Genomic DNA, 26,481 nt, shown 5'->3' on the forward strand with positions numbered 1-26,481 from the left:
GGCTAGACGTGATGGGTGCGGTGCACGGCCTACGGTAAACGGTAAACGGCTTGTTTTAAACCGCTGACCGTGAACGGTGAACCCTAAGTCACATCTCCCGTCATTGCTGCGCGAATGCACCCTACGGCATTACTTTTCGTTCTTCTCTCTTCCCGCTTCGTTCTTCCTTAAAGCGGTGCATTGCTGCGCGAATGCACCCTACGGCATTCCTTTTCGTTTTTCTCTCTTCGTTCTTCCCTCTTCGTTCTTCTTTCTTCCCTCTTCTTTCTTTAAAGATCTCCCTCCATGGCGGCGATCACCGCTTTCCCCGACTGCTCCTGAAACTCGGCCACGTTCACCCGCCGCAGCAGCAGCACCGCCAGCAAAATCACCGCCGCTTCTATCCAAAACACAAAGCCATAGGCCAATAGCGGTGCCCCAAAGGCCTGACGCCCTAAATCCAGCAGTGCCCCGCCAGTAAACGACGATGTCGCTTGGGCAAACGCTTGAGCTAGGCCCCACAGCCCCGTAAACGTGCCGGCGGTTTCTGCCGTGGTTAAGTCCAGCATCAGGCTAATGGAGCTGCCTGTCGCTACCCCCAGGGCCAGCCCAAACAGCACCAACGCCCCTTGTAGCAATCTGGGCTGCCCCAGTAGCCCTGTAATTGGCAGGAGAATAAAGCAAGCGGACATGGCAAAACAACCGAGCTTGGCCGTTGCCTTTTTACCCAGCTTCGGCACAATCAAAAACCCAGTCAGGCTGAGGCTGACCAGACTGCCTAAACTCCAAAAAATATTCAGGGCCGTGCTTTGGGCCAAAGTCATGCCAAACACTTCCCCGGCAAAGGGCTCTAAAATCGGCTGCTGGATAAACATACCCAAAATCAGCATCAGCAGATAGGTAAAGAAATAGCCGGTCTGGCGGCTGGCGGTGAGGATGGCCATGCCCTCCCTGAAGGTGAAACGGCTGTCGCCACTGCCACGGCGGCGATAGGGCAGGCGGGAATACTTGCGTTCCACCCCCCAGGTGGCCAAAATCACCAGGGCAATCACCACCAGGGGGACAACGGTAAACAGTTGATTGATCTGCGGTTGCAGGGTGTCTGCGGTAATCCCCCGCAGCAGACCGGCGCTAAACCCAGCCCCAGCCCCGATCCCCAGGGTTAGCATCGACCAGACAATCCCCACCAACTTGCCCCGGTTGTCTTCATCAGACACATCCACCATCAGGGCAAAGAAGGGGGTAGAGGTGGCGCTAATGCACAACCCATAGATGGCGAAGGCCAGGGCTAACAGGGCCACCCAGCCATAGCTGACCAGGCCCCAGCCATTGGCCTCAACGCTATGGCTCAGCTGCCAGCCCACTTGCACAATCACAAAAGCCATGGCGGCAAACAGGGTGGCCCCAATCCAAATGTAGCTGGTGCGGTGATAGCCCCACAGCTTACGGGAGTCAGTCATCTGGCCAAACCAGATGCGGGCTGGGGCCACCACCTGGTACATGGCGATACTACCCCCCACAATAGTGGCGGGAATCGCCAACTCTTGAATCATCACCCGGTTAAACACCCCCAGCATCAAAATCGCCATGATGCCCAAACTCATTTGCACGAGTCCCAGGCGGAACATAGTCAACAGGTTGATGCGGGGGAGGGCAGAAGCGGACGCTACAGGGGACTGATCACGACTGGCCATAGGATTTGCGGCAGTGCTGGAGTTTGCAGGGGGTAGTCGCAGCGGGGACGCTACTCTTATTGTCTTATTTCACCATAGCTGAGTTTGCCATAGATCCCCAGTTCTGTAGCGGTCTGGGGCGACTGGCTGGGGATTCCACGCAACCATAACCACTGGGCGCAGAGACTTTGGCTAGATGTGTTGCCGCCAACGACTCAACGCAGGTCCGATCGCAAGCCAGGGCCATAAAAAAGCTCAGGCATGATTGCCTGAGCCTACTATCATTAGCTTTGATGAGGGGTATCTAGATCAGGCAGAGAATTACCCTAGGGCAACATCTCAAAGCCAGGATGTAACAGATACCCCAACACTAGCCAGCAGGGACTAGTAGTTGTTGCGAGAGAAGCTATCGCGACGACCACCACCACCAAAGGAACCACCGCCACCGCGATTCTCCCGGGGCTTGGCCTTGTTAACCTTCATATCGCGACCCATCCATTCTGCGCCGTCTAGGGCCTCAATGGCGGCGTCCTCTTCGGCATCAGTGCTCATTTCTACAAACCCAAAGCCCCGCATACGACCGGTTTCGCGATCGGTGGGTAGCTGTACTCGCTTAACTGAGCCATACTCAGCAAACACTGGGGTCAAATCTTCTTCGGTGACCTGATAGGACAGGTTGCCTACGTAAATCGACATGGATTGTCTCCAAAATTATCTAAAGAACGGAAAGAGTGAAATTTCGGAGAGAAACCTGTCAATGGAAAAACGTGAAAAACCGTTAATACTAAAAACAGATGCTGCAACCAATTTTTATTACTCTTGAGGCATTCTAGCACCTTCATACAGAATCGCAACGGGTTGGATCTGCCAATTGTTCTAAAAGGAACCCATTGAACGCTGTCAATCTTGCCTATGCAAGAAACTCATAACAGCCGCGCCACAGCCGCCAAAACCGGCGCAACCCTTAGCCTTATTAGGTTTGAGGGGTTTAATCCCTGAATCCAAATGGGGGCGCGATCGCAGCGGGGGACGATGTTCCCAGAATCCTGCCCTGTATCGCTACCGTCCCTGTGTAGGATGGTAAACATATGTTTGCCGACTGTATACAATCGTTCCCAGAAACGATGCCTGCTGGGACTATCCAGACGTTGTAGCGGTTCAGGTAGCTTGGTTCACGCTAGTTAGGGGTTAATTATGACGGCTGTAAGCACCCAATCGATTCCGGCCTTTTGCGACGGTATCCAGCACTTTGGCGATCCACTGCCAGAGTTTGAGGCCTATGGGCAGGCACCCGCCATTGCGGCAGGTCAAACCGCCATCACCGCCGCCAACGACCCTGTTGCCGTCTACCAAACCCTGTTAGCCGCCGATGCCCTGCGCTACCTCACCCTGCAAATGACCGCCAGTAAGCAGTCGGGTCACCCGGGTGGGTTTGCCAGCATTGCCGAAGCGATCGCCTCCCTGGTGATGTTGGGCCACAAAAACATCATCACGGAAGTAGGACACCACGCCCCAGGCTTTTACAGCAATGTCTTCCTCGATCGCTCCCTGGAAGCCATGGGAATTGAGACCGTAGCCCAACTGTGCGATCGCTTCCGGGAAACCCACGGACTGCTGGGCCACCTGTCGGGGCAAATTCCGGGGCTACTCAACCCCGCTGGTCCCCTGGGTCAGGGGCAGCATTTCGCCATGGCTGGGGCCAAATTGCACCCTGGGGTGCTATTCCCGGTCACCATCGGCGATGGCGGCCTGGGGGAACCCTACATCATGAGCAGCATCGGGCATTTCACCACCGCCTACCCCAGTGTCACCAATTTTCTGCCAATTCTGGTCTGGAACGGCTACAGCCAAGAACACCACAGCATGGTGTCTACCCAGTCCAACCAGACCATGATCGACTACTGGCGGGGCAATGGCTTCCAGGAGGTGATCCTGGTGGATGCCAAGGACTATGACGACGCCAACCAGCCCGGCGACTATGTAGACAGTACCGCCTTCTCCTTCTCCCAACGATTTGCCTTTACCCAGGCGGTGCTGGAAGCCACGGACAAAGCGGCCAAGCTGGCCCTGGGCGGCACCCTGACCGTGCTGATTGTGAAGCAACTGAAGGGGGCTGGGGTTCACAAGCGGGGTGCCCAGTCCCACAACCTCTACCCCGGCGATTCCCTGGAGCGGGACTACATTGTCAGTGCCCTGACGGCCCGGGCCTTAACCCCAGAGGCCTGGCACCTGGTGCGCACCAACTACGAACGGGCCAACGGTGGCCCCGCCGCTAAAACCGTGGTCACCGAATCGGTGCTACCCCTGCCGGACCTGGGCCCCCTGCCCCTGAACCAGTTCCCGGTAGGGGGCGATAAGCAGGTGGCCACCACCGCCATGGGCGCTCTGGTGGGCCATGTGGGCCAGCAGGATCAGCAGTTTGTGGTCACCAACGCCGATGGCAACGCCGCCTCGGGCATTAACAACATCAACCAGGCCCTGAAGATCATTCACCCCACCACCGATGCCACCTACTTTCAGCAGCCCCAGGGGCAGGTGTACGAACCCCTCAGCGAAGATGCCTGCGCTGGCCTAGCCGCAGCCCAGGCGCTATTTGGGGCTCGCACCCTGTGGTGCTCCTACGAATCCTTTGCGATTAACGGGCTGCCCATCTGGCAAACGGTGACCCAGGCCATGGCCGAACTGCGCCGCCCCACCCCGTCCACCATCACCCTGTTTACTGCCGGAGCCCTGGAACAGGGCCGCAACGGTTGGACCCACCAACGACCCGAAATCGAGAACTACTTTGCCGGCATGATGCGTAACGGCAACGTCTTCCCCCTGTTTCCCACCGATGCCAACAGCATTCAGGTCTGCTACGACTGGGCCTTAACCACTCGCAATAAAGGTATTACCATCACCGCTAGCAAGTCGCCCCTGCCCATTCGCACCACCTTTGAGCAGACCCGTCAGGCCCTGGCCCAGGGTGCCGTAGAACTGGCCACGATCGCTGGCGCTAAAACCGTGGTATTTGCCGTCATCGGCGACATGCCCTTGATTCCGGCCTTTGAAGCCGCCGAGCAACTGGCCGCTAGCGGCCTCGGTAGCCGCATCGTCTCGGTGGTTAATCCCCGCCGCCTCTACCGGCCCACCGATGTGGCCTGGGAGGCCTGTGCAGAAGCCGATGGCGATTTTCTAGACGATGCCGGATTTGCCCAGCTGTTTGGCGGCGATGCCCTGATTGGGGTGACGGGGGGTGCCAGCGCCATGCTGGAACCGATCATGCTACGCAGCACTGCCCCCCGCGACACCTTTGCCTGGAAACGGGGGGAAACTACCGCCAGCGCCGCCCAAATCATGGCCTTCAACGGCATCACCGCCGAAAACTTTGTGACCAGGGCCAAGGCACTGCTGGGCTAGTATACAAAGGCAGAAGGCAGAAGGCAGAAGGCAGAAGGCAGAAGGCAGAAGGCAGAAGGCAGAAGGCAGAAGGCAGAAGGCAGAAGGCAGAAGGCAGAAGGCAGAAGGCAGAAAGGGAATCCTGCTCTAAGCAAAGGTTTGGGCTTACGGAAATAGGTGAGTCACTTCTGGTTCAGAGTACTAGTGTCTGCTGCTAGGCTGGAATTGTTGGCAATTTTTCCCCGAGGCCATGACCCAGGATTTAAAATTAGAGTTAGCGGATATGGTTGGTCCGGCAGAGTGGCAATGGCTCAGCCCCCATGCCAACCGAGGCGCCCTAATTATGGTTGATCCAGCGTTAGACTTGGCGGAGGTGGGGCTGGCGATCGCCACGGATGATACGGTTACGGTCAACCGTTGGATTGCCGAGTCTCTGCTAACCAAGCCTGACCCGTTTCAGCTGGAAGTGTGGGACCAGCAGGGAGGCAAACGCTTTCAGTCCCTGATTGTGCAACCCTTCGTGCTGGTGCAAGACTCTCTGGCCGCGTCCCCCTAGCCCTATGAAACTGCAGGATCCCCAGGAAGAGCATGGCCATCGCTCTCAGCAGGCGGCCCCGGCGGGGCTCTGGGCGATGCTGAGCAATAGTGTGCTGGTCAGGTTTTTGCTGCTGTTTGCCAGTGGCTGGGCGGTGGTGCAGTTGCTGGCCTACTTTGAGGTGCTGGTGGTGGTGTTTGTTACCGCCACCCTGCTGGCGTTTTTGCTTAACCATCCGGCCACCTGGCTCAGCCGCTGGCTGCCTCGGGGGGTGGCCGCGATCGCGGTGTTTTTAGTCTGCTTAGCCTTGGCCAGTGGGCTCTCGTTAACCCTGGGCATTGCGGTCGTCAATCAGGGGCAGCAATTGGCTGACAGTGTGCAGGATTTTTCCGATTCCCTGATGCCCTGGCTGACGGGCTTTGAAGAGTTGCTAGACATCTGGAATATCAATGTCGACCTGCAGGCGATCGAGCCCCAATTGCAAAGTCAGGCCCTCACCCTGTTGACCACCGGCCTGGGGCTGGTGCAGTCTACCCTGGCCAATCTGGTGCTGGCGATTTTAATTGCGGTGGTCACCCTGTTTATGATGCTGGATGGAGCCAAAATCTGGTGGTGGCTGCTGAATACCCTGCCCATCTACCAAAAAGAACGGTTTAATACGGTCATCCAAACCAATCTGCTGGGGTTCTTTTGGGGGCGGCTGTTGCTGTCCATTTTCTTTGGCCTGTCGGCCTTTGTGGTGTTTCTGATCTTAGGGGTACCCTACCCGGCTTTTTTGGCCCTGATTGCCGGGGTATTTGACCTGATCCCTGGGATTGGCGCCACCCTGGGCATTGGCTTGGTGGCGCTGTTACTGCTCTCCCAGAGCGTGTGGCTGGCGATTCAAGCCCTGGTGGTGTGCATTGCCCTGCAACAAGTCGAAGAAAACCTGCTGCTGCCCCACATCATGAAAGACTCGTTGGACATCAACCCGGTGGTGATGTTCTTTGCTCTACTGGTGGGGGCGACGGTGGCCGGGGTGCTGGGCTTGTTTCTGGCGGTGCCAGTGGCCGGGGTGATCATTACCTGGCTGGAGATTGATGCCATGCGGGGCAAGCCCACCAATGAGCTAAAATCCTAACCTGTGGTGGTTAGCCCTAGAAGTTGCAACCTATGCCCAATGTCGCCCCGTCTAAAGCCGCCGATATCCTCGAAACTCGGCTGATCTTCAGCCAAACCCCATTACCATGGCTCTACGCCCTATGGAAATTTTGGCGCCCCCACACGGTAATTGGCACCGGCCTCAGCGTAGTTGGGGTCAGCTCGATTGTGCTGGCGGGGCTCCCCCCAGGAGACATCCCGCCGGTTCCAGCCCTGATGCCGTTAATCGCGATCGCGGCCATTGCCTGTTTGCTGGGCAATCTGTACATCGTGGGGCTGAACCAGCTGGAAGACATCGATATCGATCGGATCAATAAGCCCCATCTGCCCCTGGCCGCTGGGGAATTTACCGTCACCGATGGCCGCTGGATTGTCGGTCTGGCTGGCCTAGGGGCACTGGGCCTGGCCGCCCTGGGCGGTCCCTGGCTTTTGGCGACTGTCGCCCTCAGCCTGGTCATTGGCACCGCCTATTCCCTGCCCCCGGTGCGGCTGAAGCGGTTCCCGTTTTGGGCCTCCTTCTGCATTTTGGCAGTGCGGGGGGCGGTGGTAAACCTGGGCCTGTGGCTGCATGTCAGCGATCGCCTGGGGCAACCCTTAACCGTACCAGCCCGGATGTGGGCCTTGACCGGGTTTATTTTGCTGTTTAGCATCGCGATCGCCCTATTTAAGGACATTCCAGACATTGAGGGCGATCGCCGCTACGGCATCAGCACCTTATCCGTAAGGCTGGGCCAGCGAGCCGTGTTTAACCTGGCCCGGGGGATTTTGACCCTCTGCTACCTGGCCATGGTGGTGGCAGCCCCCTGGCTGAGCGGGGTGAACCGGCCCTTTTTGGGGCTCTCTCACCTGCTAACCCTGGGGTTATTCTGGCTGGTCAGCTTTCAAGTCATGGACCTCCAGGCCGACCAGCCGACGGTCAAAGCCATGACCTACCCCAACTTTTACCAATTCATCTGGAAGCTCTTCTTCTTGCAATATCTGATGTTTCCCCTGGCCTGCTGGCTGGCCTAACCTGGAGCGTGAACCATGTATGACTGCATTATTGTCGGAGCTGGCCCCGCCGGGGCCACCGCCGCCTACCACCTGAGCAAAGCCGGCCATGCCGTGCTACTGCTGGATGCGGCCCAATTACCCCGCTACAAACCCTGCGGCGGTGGCGTCTCTCCCCAGGTGGCCCAATGGTTTGACTTTGACTTTAGCCCCGCCATTTCGGTGAAGGTGCGCCGGGTCCGCTACACCCTTAACCTGGCCGACCCGGTCGAGGCCGAATTGCCCGCCGAAAGCGCCCTCTGGATGGTGCGGCGCGACCTGTTTGACCATTTCATTGTGCAGCAGGCCCAACGGCAGGGCACCAGCCTGTGGGATGGCACCAAGGCCAAAGGCATTGAAAACCAGGGAGACCACTGGCAAGTGCATACCCCCCGAGGCCCGGTGCAGGGCCGGTTTTTGATCGCCGCAGATGGGGCCCGGGGCTCCATGGCCAAGTGGCTGGGGTTTACTAACCGCCGCTACCGCCTGGCCGCCGCCCTGGAAGCTGAACCCCGCCTGACGGTGCCGGAGGAGCCCGTGGTTCACTTTGACCTGGGTCTGTTGAAGCAGGGCTATGTGTGGAACTTTCCCAAGGCCGATGGCTATTCCATCGGTGGTGGGGTGTTTCGCTCGGGTAGCCAGCGCCAGCAAGACCTGCGTCGACCCGTGGCCGACTACGCCGCTGAATTTGCGGTCAATGCCAAAGCGGTACAGCACTTTGGTCACCCAATCTATATTTGGGATGGCCCCCAACCGCTCCACACCCACCGGGCCGTGCTGGCCGGGGAGGCGGCCTGTGTGGTGGACCCGTTCACGGCGGAGGGCATTCGCCCCTCCATCTTTAGTGGGCTTAAGGCCGCCGCTGCGATCGATCAAGCCCTGGGGGGCGATCAGCAGGCCCTGGCCCGCTACACCGATGTGATCAACACTGAATGGGGCGAAGAGATGCGCTGGGCTCGCCGCATTGCCCGCCTGGTGTACCAGGCCCCGGGGCTGGCCTACAAGGCGGGGGTGAAGCGCCCCTCCAGTACGTTGACGATGGTGAAGGTGTTTTGTGGGGACGTGCGCTATGCCGATGTGGCCCACCGAGCGGTGAAGCGGCTCAGTGGCGGCGTGTTGGGTTGAGGCTATATGGGCAAAAAAGAGTTGCCTCATCGGCAACTCTTTTTCTTTTTTACCAGGGATGATAGGGCCGATTAAGCGTTTTCTTCGCTGGTTTCCTCCTCTTGCTTACGCCGCAAGGCGGCGACCCCCATGCCAATTAGGCCAGGGAGGAGTGCTGGGGTTGGAACGGCAGTAAAACTGGCAGCGTATCCGAAGACACCGGATTGTCCTACTGTTTCTAGAGGAGCCAGTTCACCTATACCAGGAGTTCCATCACCAAACGAACCAGTAAATTGATAGCGATTGCTGCCAGCAATAAACTTGGAACTGTTGACGGTAAAGGAAAAAATTTCCTGTGTTTCAATTAAACCAAAAAAGGAGGTTGCATCCTTGAAGTTAACTAGGAGCCCACTACCAGGAACGGTAATGTCAAAAACACTTGGCAAAGCGGCTAGAACAAACTCACCATCTTCAGCAGGGCTCATAATACTGAAGTCACCTGTCGCAGAAGTGACTTGAGCCTTAGAACCGTCAAATGTAATCGAATTAGGTGTAAATGATCCCTTGCCAGAGATGATGTAGTTACTGCCAATCGAGATAGCCTCAGCAGGAGCGCTAACTGTAAACGTAGCCAGGGCAGCACCAGCTGCCACTAAAGTCAGTTTGATATTCATTAGGAAATGTTCTCCTAAAAAGAACAGCGAATTTTGGATTCAATGCGATCTAGGTTTGCCTATCCCATATTGGTGTAGATGCCAAATCTCTGCTAACGAGACTGAAGGAAGCACTTATCCGGGACCTCATGGGAAGGCAGGAGTTGGATAGGTGAAAACAGTAGTGCAATCCGAAACTCGGTAGATTTCCCTAATTCTTTGAAACAGAAACCCTATTCATATCTCTTCTCTAAGATAAATTATGTAGATTAACATGACAAGCAAAACTAGCTGTCAAGTCACTCTCTTTAAAGATCCCCCCATCCCGTAAGGTTTGTATGTTCTAGGGCGTTGGGTGGCATCCGCATTTACCCAATGGGCAGCAACGCCAATTTGGGTGCCGCTTCTTTGGCAATCAGACCGACTAGCGGGATCTTGGAAATCCACATTTTTTCCAGGGTTTGTTCTAGCTGGGCTGATTTGACCGTGCCCAGGTGAGACACCAGGGCCAATCCACTGGCCTCTGCCCCAATTAAAGCGGCGTCGGCATATTCGCTAAAGGGTGGGGCGTCGTAGATCACTAAGTCAAAGTAGTCTTCTGTTTTACGAACAAACTGCTTCATCTTGTTGGTGGATAGCAGCCGAGCCGGATCGGTGTTAGTGGTGCCAGCGGTGAGGGAAAACAGGTTGGGTTCGACGGGCGATCGCTTAATCACCTGCTTCAGCTCCATCTCCCCAGCCAGGATATTACTTAACCCTTGCTGGTTCGGCAAGCCGAGAAAGTCGTGCAGGTGGGGAAAGCGGAAGTCGGCGTCAATCAGCAGTACCCGGTTGCCCATTTCCGCTGCCGCCCAGGCCAGGTAAGCGGCGGTGGTGGAGTCGGCCAGCTGATCATCGGCGGCACTAATCACCAGCGATCGCAGCGGCTTATCGGCATTAATTCGCTGTAGGTTGGCCACCAGCGATCGAAACGCTTCCTGGAAGGCATGCATGCCATCGGGGGGGAGGGAACCGTTTTGCAGGCGCGATCGCGGTTCTCCCGGCACTGCAGCCGCTGGCTGATACAGCTTCAGCAGGTGACTTTCGTCGTAGCCCCGCTCCACCACTTCGTTGTGGGGAATCAGCCCCAAGATGGGCACCGGGGTCACCCGTTTCAAATCGCTGGGCGTATACAACACATCTTTTTGGGCATCCAGCAGTAGCGCCACCCCAATTCCCAGCAACAAGCCCAGCACCACCCCCAAGGCCAGATCGCGAGGCAGATTGGCCAACTCAACACTGACCGTAGGTGGGGTAATCAGTTCCCAGGGCAGCTCTCGCTGGGCGGCTTCAATTTCCAGGGTTTCACGCCGCCCCAGCAACTGGGTCAGGTTTTCAGTGGCGATGGTTAGTTCCCGCTCTAAGTCGGTAAATTGTCGGGCAATGCTGGCGAGGGCATCCACATCCACATCCAGGTCAGCTAGGGTGCTTTCCAGGGCCCGCTCCCGGGTGGCCAATTCTTCAATCTGCAGGGCCAATTCTTGCTGAGCGTTTTGCCCTTCCCGGGCCAATAGGCGTAGCAGATTCTGCCGTTGCTCTTTCAGGGCTTGCAGGTCAGGGCTGCTGTCTAAAAATAAACTAGACGCCTCAGCGATCGCATTATCTAGACTGAGCAATTCCTGGGTCAGCGCCTGGTACCGGCTGCTATTGCTGAGCACTGGCGACACCGCCATATCTTGGGGTCGGGTTGCCAGTTGTCGCTGTAAGCTCTCATAGAGATTCAGGGTACCTTCCAGTTCAATTAAAATCTGCTGATATTCAGTTTCAAAGTTGTTGATTTGGGTGGTGAGCTGACTGCCTTTTGACTCTGGGGTGATAATGCTGTTGTTTTGCCGTAACCGCTCTAGTTCAATTTGTAATTCGTCCACCTGGGCCCGCACGTCAGGTAATTTTTCATCTAAAAAGTCAATGCCCTGCTGAATATCCCGCTGCCGGGTTTCTAAACCATGGTCGAGAAATCGTTGGGAAACTAAATCTGCTATCCGTTGAGCTTCCTGGGGCGACTTACCCCAAGCGTAAGCGCTAAAAATGCGACTTGCCGGGGAATCTCTAGACGCTGGTTCGGTCAAACTAATATGCAGTTGATTCCTTAGTATCCGATAGCAGCGCTCGCTAGGGTCAATGGATAACCCTGGAATCTGATTTTCTGGAACCAGACTGGTACACTCCGCCAGGTTTTCAGCGATGGCCTGATCGACCACCGGTTGCATCACCCCAGGACTGGTTAAGATCTTGACCTGATCCTCCAGACTTAAATCCAGATCGCTCCGTTGGGGTGGCATATTCGCCACCGCCGTCGCCACTTGGGCTTCCCCGGTCGGTGGCTGAATCAAAATCTCAAAGTTGGCCGAGTAGGTGGGGGGACTCAACCGCGCCCTGACCCCAGCCAGGGTGGCCACCGCAGCGGTAATGGCGGTAATCAGCAGGGCTTTGCGCCGCAGGGCCGCAAATACCCGACCCAGGTCCAGGGTTTCTTCGTTGGTGTTAGGGGTAGATGCCGCTGGGGTAGATGGCAATTGATTGTCAAGTGATTGAGATTTCATGCTTAGGTCCTAACAATATAAGCGCGTATAAAAAGGCAGAAGGCAGAAGGCAGAAGGCTGATCTGCTGGTGCCCGGGCTCTGCCTGGGCATCTGACTGGCGGCTCTGCCGCCCACGGGAGAGAGGCGGAGCCTCGGGGGGCATTCCCAGGCAGAGCCTGGGAACGAGGGGTCTGACTCCTGACTCCTGCTAGCTGCTCCCCATGCCCTAATCAAACAGATTCAAAATCCGAAATGGGGCGGTGAAGATCGACAGGATGCTGCCAATCGGGTTGGCCAGGTTGCCGAGGTTGTCTGAGAAGCGGGCCAGGCCGGTTTCACCGACGATGATCACGTCGTTGTTTTGCAGGGTGGGGTTATTCCCTTCATCAATGCCTTGAGCAAAATCAATCGGAATTTCCCGCTGGGTGACGCTGCCGTCCGGGTTGAGCCGAATCAGCCCAACGGTGTCGGTTTGGGCCCGGGTATTAAACCCTCCCGCGGCTAAAATGCCCTGGTTCAGGGTGCTATTGGGGGAAATTTCCACGACCCCGGCTCGTCTGACTTCGCCCACCACATTCACTCGAATGGTGTTGGGCGAAAAGCTGGCTTCGGCCAACTGGGCCGCTTCCTCTGGTAAAGGATCCCCAGTGGCGGTAGGAATCAAGACGGTATCCCCCTCCTGTAAAATCGCGTTCTGGCGGACCTCCCCGGTTTGCAGCAGGTTCCATAAATCAACCGAGAATACCTCTTCCCGGCCACTGCGGGTAGTGCGACGCACCTGAACCTGGCGAATGTTGGCCTTGGGCTTGATGCCGCCAGCAATTTGAATTGCATCCGTTACCTTGACCGGGCTAAAGCGCTGATTGTCGCCCCCGGCTTCGCCACCTGGGACCCCGGCATCACCGGTGCGGGTGGGGCCACCGCGCAGGGTGTAGGGGCCGGGGCGAAAGACCTCGCCAATCACAGCAATGTTGATTGGGATACTGACATCGGAGGAAAATGTGGCCGCCGCCAGAATTGGCGCTTCATCCAGGGGGACGATGGTAGAGGGAATAAAGATGCTATCGCCATCCCGTAGGGTGACATCCTGGTTGAGATTGCCGGTGTTGATTAAATCCCACAAGTTGGCGGTAAAGGTCTGGGTACTGCCATTCACCTGGCGCTGAATTTGCACTTGGCGCAGGTTGGCGCTTTGGGTAATGCCGCCAGCGGCTTCAAACAGCTGGCTGAGTTTTGGAAAAGAGGTTCCCTCAATCTGCAGGGCATAGGCCCCAGGACGGTTGACTTCCCCCGCCACGCCGATCACCAGCGGTCGCCGTCGGAGCAGGTTGAGGGTGACCCCAGGGCGCCGCAGGAATTGGCTGTACTGCTGAGTAATTCTGGCGGTGGCCTGGTCGAGGGTGAGCCCCTGGATATTGACGTTACCCACCAGGGGCAAACTCAGGCTGCCATCCACCTGGACTTCAAACTCGCCACTGTACTGGGGTAGGCGAAACAGGTTCATGTTCAGCACATCCCCTGCCCCCAGGGTGTAGGCTTCTTCCGGCTGTCGAGGTAAGGGGGTAGCGGATTGAGGGGTCGAGTTGGCCGTTGTGGCCCCAGGTTGGGCCAAGGGCACCGTCGTTGAAGCTTGATTGCTGGTGCCCCCTGGCATGGCTTGGGCCAGGGCCGATCCGCCCTGGTTACAGAGCACCAGGGTCAGGAGGCCGATGATTGCGGTTTGAGCGGGTTGAGTTGGTCCATTAAAGCCCATGGGATACCTCTGCAATGGTCACGAGGGGATGATCTCTCATCTACTATTCGCGGTCTTGCAGCAAGATCCGTAGGGTTTGGGCAGGCACCCGTAAAGTTACCGGACCTTTCACCGAAGCTTTGTAAATAAAGGTCAAGTGCTAATTTTGCTTGAACCCAGGGCTGGGTATTTACCACCATTTAGGAAATGTGGCAAGCGGCTGTCATTCATTTAAACCATGTATGAAGCTTACGGATAAGTGCTGAATTTTTCCGGAAACTCCATATCCCGCTAGAAAAAGCCAGAAGTGCAGTCCTACGGTCTGTTCTTGTTCTCCTGTTCTAGTTCCTGTTTGGATGTCGTCACTGGCTTCCAGGTCATTTACCCGAGGTATTACAACGTGACTACTCAACGACGACAGCGCAATCGCAAACGATCCAAACGTCGTTCCATCTACTGCCCAATTCATGGGTGTTATTTAGATAGCGTTAGCCAAAAATACCCCTTGTACACCACTAAGCCCGAGCATCTGCAACAGCGGGGCATGGGCCGCCGGTTGGCGCTAACGGTGATTGCCGGGTTTGGGACAGTGCCCTTGACGGGGGAATGGCTCGAGGCGTTTTGGTGCGATCACTGCCAGGAAACCCAGTGGTACCACGTGCGCAAAACCGAGGCGAATCGCTATGAGTTGGTCACAGCCCCTGTGGATCTGTGGCAGCAGGCCAGTGGGGTGATTTTGCCGTCGGGCAACCCCACGGTAGGCGAGTTTACCCGCCGCCAGGCGCGGCAGACTCGGTTTAACGGAATCAAGGACTTCAGCCGGATTGGCTAGTGGAGGAGGGCTGAAGGCAGAAGGCTGAAGGCAGAAGGCTGAAGGCAGAAGGCTGAAGGCAGAGGCTGATCTACTGGTGCCCAGGCTCTGCCTGGGTATCTGGCTGGCGGCTCTGCCGCCCATGCAAGAGAGGCGGAGCCTCGGGGGGCATTCCCAGGCGGAGCCTGGGAACGAGGGGAAGGCTGATCTACTGGTGCCCGGGCTCTGCCTGGGTATCTGACTGGCGGCTCTGCCGCCCACGCAAGCCGAGGCGGAGCCTCGAGGGGGCATTCCCAGGCGGAGCCTGGGAACGAGGGGATTCTCTCCTGTCTCCTGTCTCCTGTCTCCTGTCTCCTGTCTCCTGTCCCCTGCCTCCTAAATTCCCACCAACGACTTAATTATTTACTCATTTCTCTAACACCTATGACTCACACAAAAACCGCTTTGATCACCGGCATTACCGGTCAGGATGGCTCTTATTTAAGTGAATTGTTATTAGAAAAAGGCTACGAAGTCCACGGCATTGTGCGGCGGACCTCGACCATTAACACCGATCGCATTGATCACCTTTACGAAGATCCCCATAGTGAAACCGCCCGCCTGTTTCTGCACTACGGGGACTTGACCGATGGCACCACCCTGCGCCGGATTTTGGAAGAGGTGCAGCCCATTGAAATTTATAACCTGGGGGCGCAGTCCCATGTGCGGGTGAGCTTTGACTCGCCAGAATACACCGTCGATGCGGTGGCCATGGGTACCTTGCGGCTGCTGGAGGCGATCCGTGACTACCGCCGCCGCACCGGCATCAAAGTGCGCTATTACCAGGCCGGGTCTTCGGAAATGTTTGGCAAGGTGCAGCATGTGCCCCAAAGCGAAGAGACCCCCTTCTACCCCCGCAGCCCCTACGCCTGTGCCAAGGTCTATGCCCATTGGCAAACCCTGAACCACCGGGAGTCCTATGGCATGTTTGCCTGCAATGGCATTTTGTTTAACCATGAGTCGCCCCGCCGGGGAGAAACCTTTGTCACCCGCAAAATTACCCGGGCCGTGGCCCGGATTGTGGCGGGGCAGCAGAAGAAACTCTACATGGGCAACCTGGATGCTAAGCGGGACTGGGGCTATGCCAAAGACTATGTCCAGGCCATGTGGCTGATGCTACAACAGGAGCAACCCGACGATTATGTGGTAGCCACTGGCGAAACCCACTCGGTGCGCGAATTTCTAGAGTTGGCCTTTGGCCATGTCAACCTTAACTGGCAAGACTATGTGGCCTTTGATGAACGCTATCTGCGTCCGGCGGAGGTGGACTTGCTGATTGGCGATCCGACCAAGGCCAAGACCAGGCTGGGCTGGGAACCCACGGTGACCTTTGAAGAACTGGTGCACCTGATGGTGGAAGCGGATTTGCAGGCCCTGGGGCTGGTGACACTGAACGGTAATACTGCCACCAGTGTGTTGGATCGGGCCACCCTGCGGATGGGCAACAACGGTGAACGGGTGCAGGTGGGGTAGGAAGAAAGGCAGAAGGATGAAAGGCAGAAGGATGAAGGCAGAGGGCAGAAGGCAGAGGCCTGGTGCTCAGTCTTCTGGTGCCCTGGCTCTGCCTGGGCATCTATCTAGGCGGCTCTGCCTGGGCACGAGGGGATGGGATGGTGGGGCCTGCCGTGAAGTAATAAATATCTGCATAAATGTCCGGATTTTTGATTTCGGTCTTGCAAATAAAAATAGTCAATTTAGAGTCTTGTCTTGATATCCAAGACCTGGTTGATCTGTAGTTTTCTTGAAACATTATTCTGTCTTAGCTCACTATTCTTTATTCTCAAAAAGGAGAGTATTTTGAGTACTTTAAATAGCGCGATCGCTCCCCATGGCGGTCAATTAATTAATCGGATTGCGAGTGCTGAACAACGTCAGGACTTTTTAGAAAAAGCGGATTATCTGCCCCGGGTCTCGCTGGATGCGCGATCGCAGTCGGATTTAGAAATGATTGCCATTGGGGCCTTTAGTCCCCTGACGGGGTTTATGGGCCAGGCTGACTACAGCCGGGTGGTGAATGAAATGTATTTGGCCAACGGTGTGCCCTGGTCGATTCCGATCACCCTGCCTGTCTCCCGGGCGGTGGCTGATCCGCTGATTGAAGGCACCCTGGTACGCCTAGATAACGCCGAGGGCGACTTTATTGGGGTGCTAGAACTCACCGAAAAATACACCTATGACAAAGTCCATGAGGCGGTTCAGGTGTATCGCACCGATGACCATAACCATCCCGGCGTTAAGGTGGTCTACACCCAGGGGGAGGTGAACTTGGCGGGGGCGGTGTGGCTGCTAGAGCGTCAGCCCCATCCCCAATTTCCCGATTATCAAATTGATCCAGCGGCCTCCCGGGCGATGTTTGAGGCCAAGGGCTGGAAAACCATTGTGGGCTTTCAAACCCGCAATCCCATCCACCGAGCCCACGAATATATTCAAAAATGTGCCCTGGAAACGGTAGATGGTTTATTTTTGCATCCCCTAGTGGGGGCGACGAAAAGCGATGACATCCCCGCCGATGTGCGCATGCGCTGTTATGAAATTCTGATGGACCATTATTTCCCCCAGGATCGGGTGATTTTAGCGATTAACCCGGCGGCCATGCGCTATGCCGGACCCCGGGAGGCAATTTTCCATGCGTTGGTCCGCAAAAACTATGGTTGTACCCACTTTATTGTCGGTCGGGACCATGCGGGGGTTGGTGACTACTATGGCACCTACGATGCCCAGCATATCTTTGACGAGTTTCAGCCTGGGGAACTGGGCATTGTGCCCATGAAATTTGAGCACGCCTTTTATTGCACCCGCACGGAGCAAATGGCCACCAGCAAAACCAGCCCCAGCACCCCCGAAGAGCGGGTTCACCTATCGGGGACCAAGGTACGGGAAATGCTGCGCCGGGGCGAGCTACCCCCACCGCAGTTCTCCCGGCCAGAGGTGGCAGCGGAACTGGCCAAGGCGATGCGGACGCCAGCAGCGGTCTAGAGGGGTGGATGGGTGGATGCCTGTCCTGAGCGAAGTCGAAGGGGGTATCGAGCTTCGGCATCCCCTCCTGGGAGGGGCAGGGGTGGGTTATTCGGGTATCGAGCTTCGGCATCCCCTCCTGGGAGGGGCAGGGGTGGGTTATTCGGGTGTCAGTTACCTATTACCTACTACCCACCCCCGACAGACAAAGTATGAAATAGCTATTGAGAGAAAACCTATGGAACGACGTGGTGTAACGGTTTGGTTTACCGGTTTGAGTGGGGCGGGCAAAAGTACCATTGCCCAGGCTCTGGCTGAAAAATTAAAGGCCGAGGGCTATCCCCTGGAAATTTTAGATGGTGACATTGTGCGCACCAATTTGACTAAAGGGTTGGGCTTTAGCCGGGAGGATCGCGATGAAAATATTCGTCGCATTGGGTTTGTCTCCCACCTGCTGACCCGCAATGGGGTGATTGTGCTGGTGTCAGCGATTTCCCCCTATCGGGAGGTGCGGGAAGCGGTGCGCGATCGCATTGGCGAATTCATCGAAGTCTATGTCAGCGCCCCTTTAGATGTGTGCGAACAGCGGGATGTGAAAGGCCTCTACAAACGGGCCAGGGCTGGGGAAATCAAGGGCTTTACCGGCATTGATGACCCCTACGAGCCCCCCCTGAACCCTGACATTAATTGTCAAACTCACCAGGAAACCCTGGAGGAGAGTGTGGACAAGGTGATGGCGGCGTTGCAGCCCTATCTGGAAACACATCAGCGGGTAGCTGTAACGGCGTAAGAAAGCTAGAATCCCCTCCTTGGGAGGGGTAGGGGTGGGTCAGGTGGGGGATTATAGCGGGCATTTGACTCAAGAAGAGATATGTGTGCATGGTCCCCTCCTGGGAGGGGTAGGGGTGGGTCAGTCGAGGCCAAGGGAAGCTCACCGTATCTGGTAGCTAATATTCTGTAGCGGTTTGACCCACCCCGCCCTGCGGGCACCCCTCCCAAGAGGGGACAGCGAGCCTGCTTTTGTAGAGAATTTCCTGATCTCCTAGGGGGAAAAGAGGCAGAGCCTGGGAACGAGGAACGAGCCGAGGGGGTGTCCTGAAAAGAGCCACTGACAAACTTCGATAACAAGACGTTAGCGAGACGTTGGACTATGCAGATCTGGCAGCCTCGACGGTGGCGATTTTATTTGAAAGCAAACCTATCTCGGCTATTTTTAGCCTTAGCAACCCTCGGAGGGGTGGCGGCGGCCATCGGCCACCTGGCCCTGGGGGGCGATATGGGGCTGTCGTGGCAGGGGTGGCTGACAATGGCCACTATCTGTGCCACGTTTTTGGGCAATGCCCTGACCAACCTGCCCGCCGAAGTGGTGTTTTTGGGTGGGTTGGCGATTTTGTTTTTGGGGGGCATTTTAGATACCGAAACCGCCCTGGCTGGCTTTAGCAATGGCGGCATGGTGACGGTGGGGGTGCTGTATGTGGTGGTGGCTGGGGTGCAGCAGACCGGCGGTTTAGCCTGGGTGTCGCAGCAGTTGTTGGGACTGCCCAAAAGCCAGAACCGAGCCCTGGTGAGGCTGATGGTGCCGATTATGGCCCTGAGTGCGTTGCTGAATAACACGCCGGTGGTGGCCATGTTTATTCCGGTGGTGGGGGACTGGTGCCGCAAGTTGCGGATTAACCCGTCTAAGCTGATGATTCCCCTTAGCTATGCCTCGATTTTTGGCGGGGTGTGTACCCTGATTGGCACGAGCACCAACCTGGTGGTCAACGGTCTTTTGATGGCTGAAACCGGCGGCCAGGGGCTGGCCATGCTGGATATTACCTGGGTGGGGCTGCCCTGCGCGATCGCCGGTACCCTATTCCTGCTCCTAGCCCATCGCTGGCTTTTGCCTAACCGCAAGTCGGCCTTTAGTCCCACCGATGATCCGCGCCAGTACACCCTAGAAATGGTGGTGCCTCCGGGCAGTGCCATGGCGGGTAAAACGGTGGAGCAGGCGGGGTTGCGCCATTTGCCGGGGTTGTATTTGGCCGAAATTGCCCGCGATCGCCAGATTATTCCGGTGGTTGGCCCCCAACAACTGTTGCGCGATGGCGATCAACTGGTGTTTGTGGGGGCGGTGGATTCGATTGTGGATTTACACCGGTTAAGGGGGCTGCAACCCGCCACCGACCAGGTGTTTAAGCTCGATACGCCTCGACTGGGGCGCTGTCTGACGGAAGCCGTGGTGTCTGACACCTGCCCTTTGGTGGGGAAAACCATTCGGGAAGGGGAGTTTCGCCGTCGTTATAATGCGGTGGTGCTGGCTGTGGCCCGCAATGGCGAGCGTTTGCCCGGTAAAATTGGCGATATGTGCCTGCGCCCAGGAGATGCTCTGCTGCTGGAAACCCATCCGGGATTTGGGGAGCAGTATCGGGGCTCGAAGGACTTTTACTTGGTTAGTGTGGTGCCTGATTCAACCCCCCTAAACCACAATAAGGCCCCCCTAGCTTTGATCAGCTTAGGGGCGATGGTGGTGCTGGCCAGCTTTGGCTGGTTGTCGATGCTGCAAGCGGCTACCCTGGCGGCGGTGATGATGGTGATCAGCGGCTGCTGTGCCCCTAGTAAGGCCTTGGCCAGTGTGGAATGGTCGGTGCTCTTGGTGATTGGGGCGGCCCTGGGCCTGGGCCAAGCCATGAATAGTACTGGGGTGGCTACCGCGATCGCCAGTACCCTATTGGGGCCAGCCCACAGTAGTCCCTGGGTGGCCCTAGTGTTGATCTATGGCGTTACCACCCTGCTGACGGAGCTGGTGACTAACAATGCAGCGGCGGCTTTGACCTTCCCAGTGGCGATCGCCCTGGCCCGCAGCTTGGGGGTAGACAGTATGCCCTTTGTGATTGCAATTATGGTGGCGGCCTCGGCCAGTTTTGTCACCCCGATTGGCTATCAGACCAATTTGATGGTGTATGGCCCCGGTGGTTATCGGTTTACGGACTTTGCCCGGATTGGGTTACCCATTAGCCTGCTGTTCTGGGGGATTACAGTGACCGTGACCCCCTGGATATTTCCGTTCTAGGGGAGGATCTACTGGTGCCCAGGCTTTGCCTGGGTATCTGGCTGGCGGCTCTGCCGCCCATGGGAGATGAGGCGGAGCCTCGGGGGGGCATTCCCAGGCAGAGCCTGGGAACGAGGGTAAGGGTAGGGCAGGGTGTGCTGCAGAGGGCAAATATGCAAATGTTAGACTGGGTCTACCGTGCACCGCTGACTTGGATGCGTGACTGAGGGGTTGACCCAGAGGAGTAAACGCTATGCTACCGATGGCCATGGGTGAGGTGATCAAGAATGGGGTGAGGTTTGACATGAAAAACTGGTCCCAAGGCCTGCCCGACGGTTCAGACTTACCTGAAGCGGTTGACCAGATTTTTGCACTACTAGAGGCGCGCGCTGTTGACTACCTTTTAGTCGGCGGCATTGCCTTACTTAACTATGTTGAGGGCCGCAATACTCAAGATATTGACTTTGTTTTGGCTCGACAAGATATTAATAAAATGCCTGAGATCGTGCTGCTGGAGGAAAATCGGGATTTTGCCCGTGGCCAGTATGGCAATTTGCAGATTGACTTGTGGCTGACCCAAAACCCCTTTTTTGAGTGGGTGAAGTTGACCCATGGCGAGGATGTCATGATTGGCGAACGCACCATTCATATTAGTGATCCGGAAGGTCTGGTTTTGCTGAAGCTATTTGCTTTGCCATCCCTGTACCGTCAGGGCCAATTTGATCGGGTCAGTCTTTATGAGGGAGACCTGACTCAATTGCTTATGGCCTATGCCATTCATCCGGAACCGCTCTTGGAGACCCTGAGTAGGTTTGTGCTGCCTAGCGATCTAGAGGAGATCCGGCAGATTGTTCTAGAGACTGAAGCCCGAATCCGGCGGTTTAAGGCGACTCGGGAAAGGTTGGCGACAGAGGATGAGTAGGGTGGCCTAGGTCTAACGTCAGGCTCAGATCTGGTGCCCAGACTCTGGCTGTGTAGCTGGCTGGCGGCTCTGCCGCCCACGCAAGGCGAGGCGGAGCCTCGGGGGGTATTCCCAGGCAGAGCCTGGGCACGAGGGATAAGTCTCATCACTGCCATCCGGATAGTTTTTGCAATCTTTGACAATCTTTTTTAAATGCCTAAAAGCTGGGAAAAGTACGGAGGAATTTGACAAGGTGTCCGGGATTCAGGTTTTAAGCTTGTAAAAGAAAATAACAACCGCAGCTTGTGCCTCGCTTAGAGAGGCCTGTTTGCAGGGGGGCTTTGACGGTCGCGTTAGATCTCAGTCTCTTTGCCCTAGCCATGACTGTCATTTGGTGACGGGCTAGATCATAGGGAAGCTGTGGCAAAAGGTAGAAGGTAGAAGGCAAAAGGTAGAAGGTAGAAGGCAAAAGGCAAAAGGCAAAAGGCAAAAGGCAAAAGGCAAAAGGCAAAAGGCAAAAGGCAAAAGGCAAAAGGCAGAAGGTAGTAGGTAGTAGGTAGAAGGCAAAGGGCAAAAGGTAGAAGGGGAATCCCTTATGTGAAAGGGGTTTTGCCGCCCATAAATAGCAGTGCCATTTCCGCCTCAGAGTACTAGTGCAGCGTCAAGTCTTGAATTTAGGGTTTCCAGATGTAGAGATTTGGTGGCATCAAGGTCCGAAATCCCCTCCTTTGGAGGCCTGCGCTGAGCTTGTCGAAGTGGGTAGGGGTGGGTCAAGCAAGCCCGAAGAACCCACCCCGCCCTCCGGGCACCCCTCCCAGGAAGGGACATTTTGGGATTTCCTGGAGCATAGAGACAGGGCAATTGATGGTTGAGTCTCTGACTGTGGCACTAGCAACTGGTCATTCGATACCGTACTTGAGACACTGTACTCGGCAGCAGCACAGGCGCCCCTATCTGAAAGCGGCGGTCAAGATAGCCAGCTCACGATCAGGACCAGCTACAATGCTTGGTAACTAGGTTATTTTCCGATATGGATCGATATGGATGCAGAACGTCTGATTTTAGAAACAGATGCAGCCGGCAATCTGAAGCAGGTGCCCAGACTGCCGGCTAATAAGCAGCTTGAGGTCATTTTCTTAGTGATCGCAGATGTAGATGGCCTGTCGCCATCATTATCATCACCCCAAAGCTCTTTAAGTCCAGTTGAGGCTACTGTAGATCATCATGAGGATTGGCCAAGTCGAAAGGCGGCTGTTCAAAAGATAAATGATCTGCAGCTGCGCTTAAAAAACATCTACGGTGAGTTCTCAGAAGCGACTCAAATGCTGCATGATGATCGGGGACGTTAGCGTTGAAGGATCTCGTTATTGACAGTAGTGTTGTTATTAAGTGGATCGTTCCTCAAGCTTGTTCTAAGAAAGCAGGAGAGGTGCTTACTGTCTATCAAGCTGGCGGCCTTAGACTTTTAGCTCCTGATCTTTTGAATGCAGAAGTTGGCAATATTCTGTGGAAATATCATTCCTTTCAGGGGTTGACTAAAAGTGATGTACAGGAAGCTCTAGAGGCTTTCAAGGATCTAGAGTGGTCTATAACTCCATCAAACTTACTACTAGATGATGCTTTGAATCTAGCTATTGATTATAGAAGAACGGTTTATGACTCGTTATTTATTGCTCTGGCTCTTCGGGAGGGTTGTCAGTTGGTCACCGCCGATGAGCGCTTGGTTAATGCTGTGTCTCAGAAATTACCTCAAGTGGTTTTACTATCCTCTTGGTCAGGTTAGTAAGGCAACCAATTGCTTAGTGATGTGAGAATGTAGTAACGATTGCGAGCGTTGGGGGTTGACCCAGACGAGGTTTAGTGGGTTGTGGGGAGGGGATCCTAGCCAACCCACCCCTGCCCCTCCCAGGAGGGGATCCTAGCCACTACTCCTAACTGACTCAGCTCAATTGTACTGAAGGTAATTTAATGACTTCATGCCAAATCTTTGGATTTTCATACGTAAAAAGGAACCTCTGAAATCAATTTTGGTCTATATCAATGAGGCTCATAAACAGCCTTTTTTGAATCGCTTGAGTTAGAGTCATTCAACCAGTATCAGCGCATCTACCTGTTGTTTTTTCTGTGCATCTAACCGGTAAAGATTACTACCAATCTTTGCTTCAGTCTTAAAACTTGATGCCCCAGAAGTTCCAGAAAGAAGCAGGTAAACTATTATGTCCAGCCTTGATTTGCTTGCCAAAGTAGAGCAGAAACAGTTACTTGATCTACGCCAGTCTAAAAGCCCCAGTTCGTTTCGCAAAGGCACTCGATTTGTTTGGTTTCGCAGCATCAGTTTGATAACAACGGATGCCCTGGCCCTGAGCCTGGCCTGGCTGGGGGCGAGCTATACCTCGGTGTTAGCAGACCCAAGTTACGAACTGGCCACCCGTTTCTCGATGATTCCCCCGGTGCTGGGGATTGGCTATGGAATTTTGGCGGCTGGAAATTTTTACTACAGCGGTAGTGCCCGTAAGGACTATGTGGGCTTGATTAAGGCCACGACCCTGGTGGCAATGGTGATGTTGCTGTTGCTTTGGTCTTTTCAGATCGCGATTCCAGCCGGACTGTGGGCCCATAGTTTACTGTTTTGGCTACTGGCGATGGTGTTGGTCACCCTGGGCCGGTTTGTGGTGGATCGGGTGACTAATCAGCTACGCCAGGTGGGGTTTGGGCTTTACCCGGTGGTGTTGATTGCAGACAAGCCAAAACAGGCGACGGCGGCGGCAACGGTTAAGCAAGAGAGCCACTACAAAATTGTCGAGGTGATGGAGGCTGAGGCGCTAGATAAGGATCAGCGCCAGGCTACTCTGGAAAGGCTGAGCCAGTTGGGAGCAATTGAGGTTTTGGTGGATTGGCAAGCGATCAATCATCGCTTGTTTATCTGCGGCTTGTTTCAGTCGGCGGGCTTTACCTTGCGGATTTTGCCCAGTGAAGAGCTGCCGCCCCCCGGTACCCTGTACTACACGTCCATTGGCAATAAACTTTGTCTATCTTGCACCCCGTTTGTGTTGTCAGGGCTGGAGTTTTGGACCAAGCGGGTGGTGGATGTGTTGGCCGCGAGTACGGCGGTGGTGCTGGCTTCGCCGCTGTATCTGCTGATTGCCTTGTTGATCTATATCGACTCGCCGGGGCCAATTTTCTATAAACAAACCCGGATTGGCCTGAAGAATAAACCGTTTCAGGTTTGGAAGTTTCGTACCATGGTGCCCAATGCAGACAAGCTGCAAAAGCAGCTGGAGGCGCAGAATGAAACGAAGGATGGGGTGTTGTTTAAGATTAAGGATGACCCCCGGATTACTCGGGTCGGTAAGGTGCTGCGTGCCTACAGCCTGGATGAGCTGCCCCAGTTGTTTAATGTTGCCCTGGGGGAGATGAGTCTGGTGGGACCACGGCCCTTGCCCCTGCGGGATGTGGAAAAGTTTTCGCGCCATCACCACATTCGCCAGGAGGTGTTGCCGGGAATTACGGGGCTGTGGCAGATTTCCGGGCGATCGGACATTATTGATTTTGAGGAAGCTTACCAGCTTGATTTGACCTACATTACCCGCTGGTCGATTTGGCTCGATTTGCAGATTTTGTTCAAAACCGTGGGCGTGGTGGTGCAAAAGTCGGGGGCCTACTAATAAAGGCTCAGTTGATAGTCCTGAGACCCTTGTGGGCAGGGCTTTCCCTCCATCCCCCAGCCCCTTCCTCCCAAAAGGGGCTACTAAGTACACATAAGTCCTGAGCCCCTTGTGGGCAGGGCTTTCCCTCCATCCCCCAGCCCCTTCCTCCCATTTTGGGAGGAAGGGGGGCCGGATTTAAACAGACGGCTAGGTGCTGACGTGCTGACTGTGGCCCGATAAAGTTGCAGTTGCCCCTAACTATTTAGATTATTAAACCTATGAATGTTTTAATTACCGGTGTGGCAGGCTTTATTGGCCATGCTTTGGCGCAGAAACTTCTGGCTGAAGGCAACCAGGTTTGGGGATTAGATAATTTGAATTCATATTACAGTGTCACCCTAAAGCAGGACCGCTTAAAAACGATTCAAGGTCATCAAAATTTTGTCTTTCATCCCGTTGATTTATGCGATCGCGAGGCATTATTGGCCCTGTTTGAAGCTAATCAATTTGACTATGTAGTACACTTGGCGGCCCAGGCCGGGGTGCGCTACTCTTTGGAAAATCCCTTTGCCTACAGCGATAGCAATTTAACAGGGTTTCTCAATATCCTGGAGGCCTGTCGGCACCATCCACCGAAACACCTGGTGTTTGCCTCGTCGAGTTCGGTGTATGGCGCTAATCAAAAGGTACCCTTTGCCACGTCGGATTTCGTGGATCACCCAGTTTCTCTCTATGCGGCCACCAAAAAGGCCAATGAGTTGATGGCCCATGCCTACAGCCATCTTTACCAAATTCCAATGACTGGGCTGCGCTTTTTTACGGTCTATGGTCCCTGGGGTCGGCCTGATATGGCCTACTTTAAGTTTGTGGATGCGATCGCCAATAACCGTCCCATTGAGGTCTACAACCATGGCCGGATGAAGCGCGACTTTACCTACATTGACGATGTGGTGGAAGGTATTTTGCGGGTCATGACCCATATTCCCCAGAGTTTAGCTGACGTGCCGGACAATGCTAGCCAAGCGCTGTACAAGGTCTATAACCTGGGTAACCACCAGCCGGTGGAACTATTGCACTTTATTCAAGTGATTGAGCAGGCCATGGGCAAACCGGCAGAGCTGGTGATGAAGCCGATGCAGCCTGGCGATGTCGTGGCTACCTATGCCGATGTTAGCGACCTGCAAGCGGATATTGGCTTTTCCCCCAGTACCCCCTTAGAAACCGGGATCGCTAAGTTCGTCGATTGGTATAAAGCCTATTACGGGAATGCCGCCTCTTACTCCGCCGCTTGAGCCCTGCATGCTCGGTTACT

20 protein-coding genes are annotated in these 26,481 nt (G+C 55.4%); 15 read left to right on the plus strand and 5 right to left on the minus strand.

Annotated elements, in window-relative coordinates; genetic code table 11:
• Window positions 1–269: 269 nt before the first annotated feature.
• Both E1H13_RS06555 and E1H13_RS06560 read right to left on the minus strand, forming a co-directional pair.
• Complete coding sequence (locus tag E1H13_RS06555; RefSeq protein ID WP_169612607.1) at window positions 270–1,673, minus strand: BCD family MFS transporter; 1,404 nt, start codon at window positions 1,671–1,673, stop codon at window positions 270–272.
• A 363-nt stretch (window positions 1,674–2,036) separates the two neighbouring features.
• Window positions 2,037–2,348 carry an RNA-binding protein gene (locus E1H13_RS06560; protein ID WP_169612608.1) on the minus strand — a complete coding sequence of 104 codons (312 nt, stop codon included), beginning with the start codon at window positions 2,346–2,348 and terminating at the stop codon, window positions 2,037–2,039.
• 498 nt (window positions 2,349–2,846) lie between these two features.
• On the opposite strand from E1H13_RS06560, the gene E1H13_RS06565 reads away from it, so the two are divergent.
• The 5 genes from E1H13_RS06565 to E1H13_RS06585 all read left to right on the plus strand — a co-directional run bounded on the left by E1H13_RS06565 (window position 2,847) and on the right by E1H13_RS06585 (window position 8,859).
• Window positions 2,847–5,051 carry a phosphoketolase gene (locus tag E1H13_RS06565; protein ID WP_169612609.1) on the plus strand — a complete coding sequence of 735 codons (2,205 nt, stop codon included), beginning with the start codon at window positions 2,847–2,849 and terminating at the stop codon, window positions 5,049–5,051.
• A gap of 229 nt (window positions 5,052–5,280) precedes the next feature.
• The gene (locus tag E1H13_RS06570; RefSeq protein WP_169612610.1) at window positions 5,281–5,586 is read left to right on the plus strand and encodes a DUF2288 domain-containing protein; all 306 of its coding nucleotides are present in this window, start codon (window positions 5,281–5,283) and stop codon (window positions 5,584–5,586) included.
• 4 nt (window positions 5,587–5,590) lie between these two features.
• The gene (locus E1H13_RS06575) at window positions 5,591–6,685 is read left to right on the plus strand and encodes an AI-2E family transporter (protein WP_169612611.1); all 1,095 of its coding nucleotides are present in this window, start codon (window positions 5,591–5,593) and stop codon (window positions 6,683–6,685) included.
• 32 nt (window positions 6,686–6,717) lie between these two features.
• Complete coding sequence (locus E1H13_RS06580; protein WP_169612612.1) at window positions 6,718–7,716, plus strand: homogentisate phytyltransferase; 999 nt, start codon at window positions 6,718–6,720, stop codon at window positions 7,714–7,716.
• Between the two features lie 15 nt (window positions 7,717–7,731).
• Complete coding sequence (locus tag E1H13_RS06585; protein ID WP_169612613.1) at window positions 7,732–8,859, plus strand: geranylgeranyl reductase family protein; 1,128 nt, start codon at window positions 7,732–7,734, stop codon at window positions 8,857–8,859.
• Window positions 8,860–8,930: 71 nt separating this feature from the next.
• Here the strand turns inward: E1H13_RS06585 and E1H13_RS06590 are convergent, their stop codons facing one another.
• The 3 genes from E1H13_RS06590 to E1H13_RS06600 form a co-directional block, all read right to left on the minus strand.
• A complete protein-coding gene (locus E1H13_RS06590) occupies window positions 8,931–9,512 on the minus strand; it encodes a PTPA-CTERM sorting domain-containing protein (protein ID WP_169612614.1) in 582 nt (193 codons plus the stop codon).
• 347 nt (window positions 9,513–9,859) lie between these two features.
• Window positions 9,860–12,073, minus strand: coding sequence for a polysaccharide biosynthesis tyrosine autokinase (locus tag E1H13_RS06595; RefSeq protein WP_169612615.1), 2,214 nt, complete (start codon window positions 12,071–12,073; stop codon window positions 9,860–9,862).
• Between the two features lie 206 nt (window positions 12,074–12,279).
• Window positions 12,280–13,806 (minus strand): SLBB domain-containing protein, encoded by a 1,527-nt coding sequence (locus E1H13_RS06600; RefSeq protein WP_240966503.1) that lies wholly within the window; start codon window positions 13,804–13,806, stop codon window positions 12,280–12,282.
• Window positions 13,807–14,185: 379 nt separating this feature from the next.
• On the opposite strand from E1H13_RS06600, the gene E1H13_RS06605 reads away from it, so the two are divergent.
• The 10 genes from E1H13_RS06605 to E1H13_RS06650 all read left to right on the plus strand — a co-directional run bounded on the left by E1H13_RS06605 (window position 14,186) and on the right by E1H13_RS06650 (window position 26,461).
• Window positions 14,186–14,617 (plus strand): hypothetical protein, encoded by a 432-nt coding sequence (locus tag E1H13_RS06605; RefSeq protein ID WP_169612616.1) that lies wholly within the window; start codon window positions 14,186–14,188, stop codon window positions 14,615–14,617.
• A 402-nt stretch (window positions 14,618–15,019) separates the two neighbouring features.
• Window positions 15,020–16,108, plus strand: a complete 1,089-nt coding sequence (gene gmd, locus E1H13_RS06610; protein WP_169612617.1) for a GDP-mannose 4,6-dehydratase — start codon at window positions 15,020–15,022, stop codon at window positions 16,106–16,108.
• A 324-nt stretch (window positions 16,109–16,432) separates the two neighbouring features.
• The gene (gene sat / locus E1H13_RS06615) at window positions 16,433–17,611 is read left to right on the plus strand and encodes a sulfate adenylyltransferase (RefSeq protein ID WP_169612618.1); all 1,179 of its coding nucleotides are present in this window, start codon (window positions 16,433–16,435) and stop codon (window positions 17,609–17,611) included.
• Between the two features lie 217 nt (window positions 17,612–17,828).
• Window positions 17,829–18,380 carry an adenylyl-sulfate kinase gene (gene cysC, locus E1H13_RS06620; RefSeq protein ID WP_169612619.1) on the plus strand — a complete coding sequence of 184 codons (552 nt, stop codon included), beginning with the start codon at window positions 17,829–17,831 and terminating at the stop codon, window positions 18,378–18,380.
• Between the two features lie 360 nt (window positions 18,381–18,740).
• Window positions 18,741–20,642, plus strand: coding sequence for an SLC13 family permease (locus tag E1H13_RS06625; protein ID WP_169612620.1), 1,902 nt, complete (start codon window positions 18,741–18,743; stop codon window positions 20,640–20,642).
• Window positions 20,643–20,874: 232 nt separating this feature from the next.
• Entirely contained in the window at window positions 20,875–21,543 is a 669-nt protein-coding gene (locus E1H13_RS06630; protein ID WP_169612621.1) for a hypothetical protein, read from the plus strand.
• A 1,019-nt stretch (window positions 21,544–22,562) separates the two neighbouring features.
• Entirely contained in the window at window positions 22,563–22,871 is a 309-nt protein-coding gene (locus E1H13_RS06635) for a hypothetical protein (RefSeq protein ID WP_169612583.1), read from the plus strand.
• A 2-nt stretch (window positions 22,872–22,873) separates the two neighbouring features.
• Window positions 22,874–23,305 (plus strand): type II toxin-antitoxin system VapC family toxin, encoded by a 432-nt coding sequence (locus E1H13_RS06640; RefSeq protein WP_169612622.1) that lies wholly within the window; start codon window positions 22,874–22,876, stop codon window positions 23,303–23,305.
• A 433-nt stretch (window positions 23,306–23,738) separates the two neighbouring features.
• Window positions 23,739–25,187: a sugar transferase gene (locus tag E1H13_RS06645; protein WP_169612623.1), complete on the plus strand. Its 1,449-nt coding sequence runs from the start codon at window positions 23,739–23,741 to the stop codon at window positions 25,185–25,187.
• 260 nt (window positions 25,188–25,447) lie between these two features.
• Window positions 25,448–26,461, plus strand: a complete 1,014-nt coding sequence (locus tag E1H13_RS06650; protein ID WP_169612624.1) for an NAD-dependent epimerase — start codon at window positions 25,448–25,450, stop codon at window positions 26,459–26,461.
• Window positions 26,462–26,481 lie beyond the last annotated feature (20 nt).

It is taken from the genome of Nodosilinea sp. P-1105 (assembly GCF_012911975.1).
Taxonomy (GTDB): Bacteria; Cyanobacteriota; Cyanobacteriia; order Phormidesmidales; family Phormidesmidaceae; genus Nodosilinea.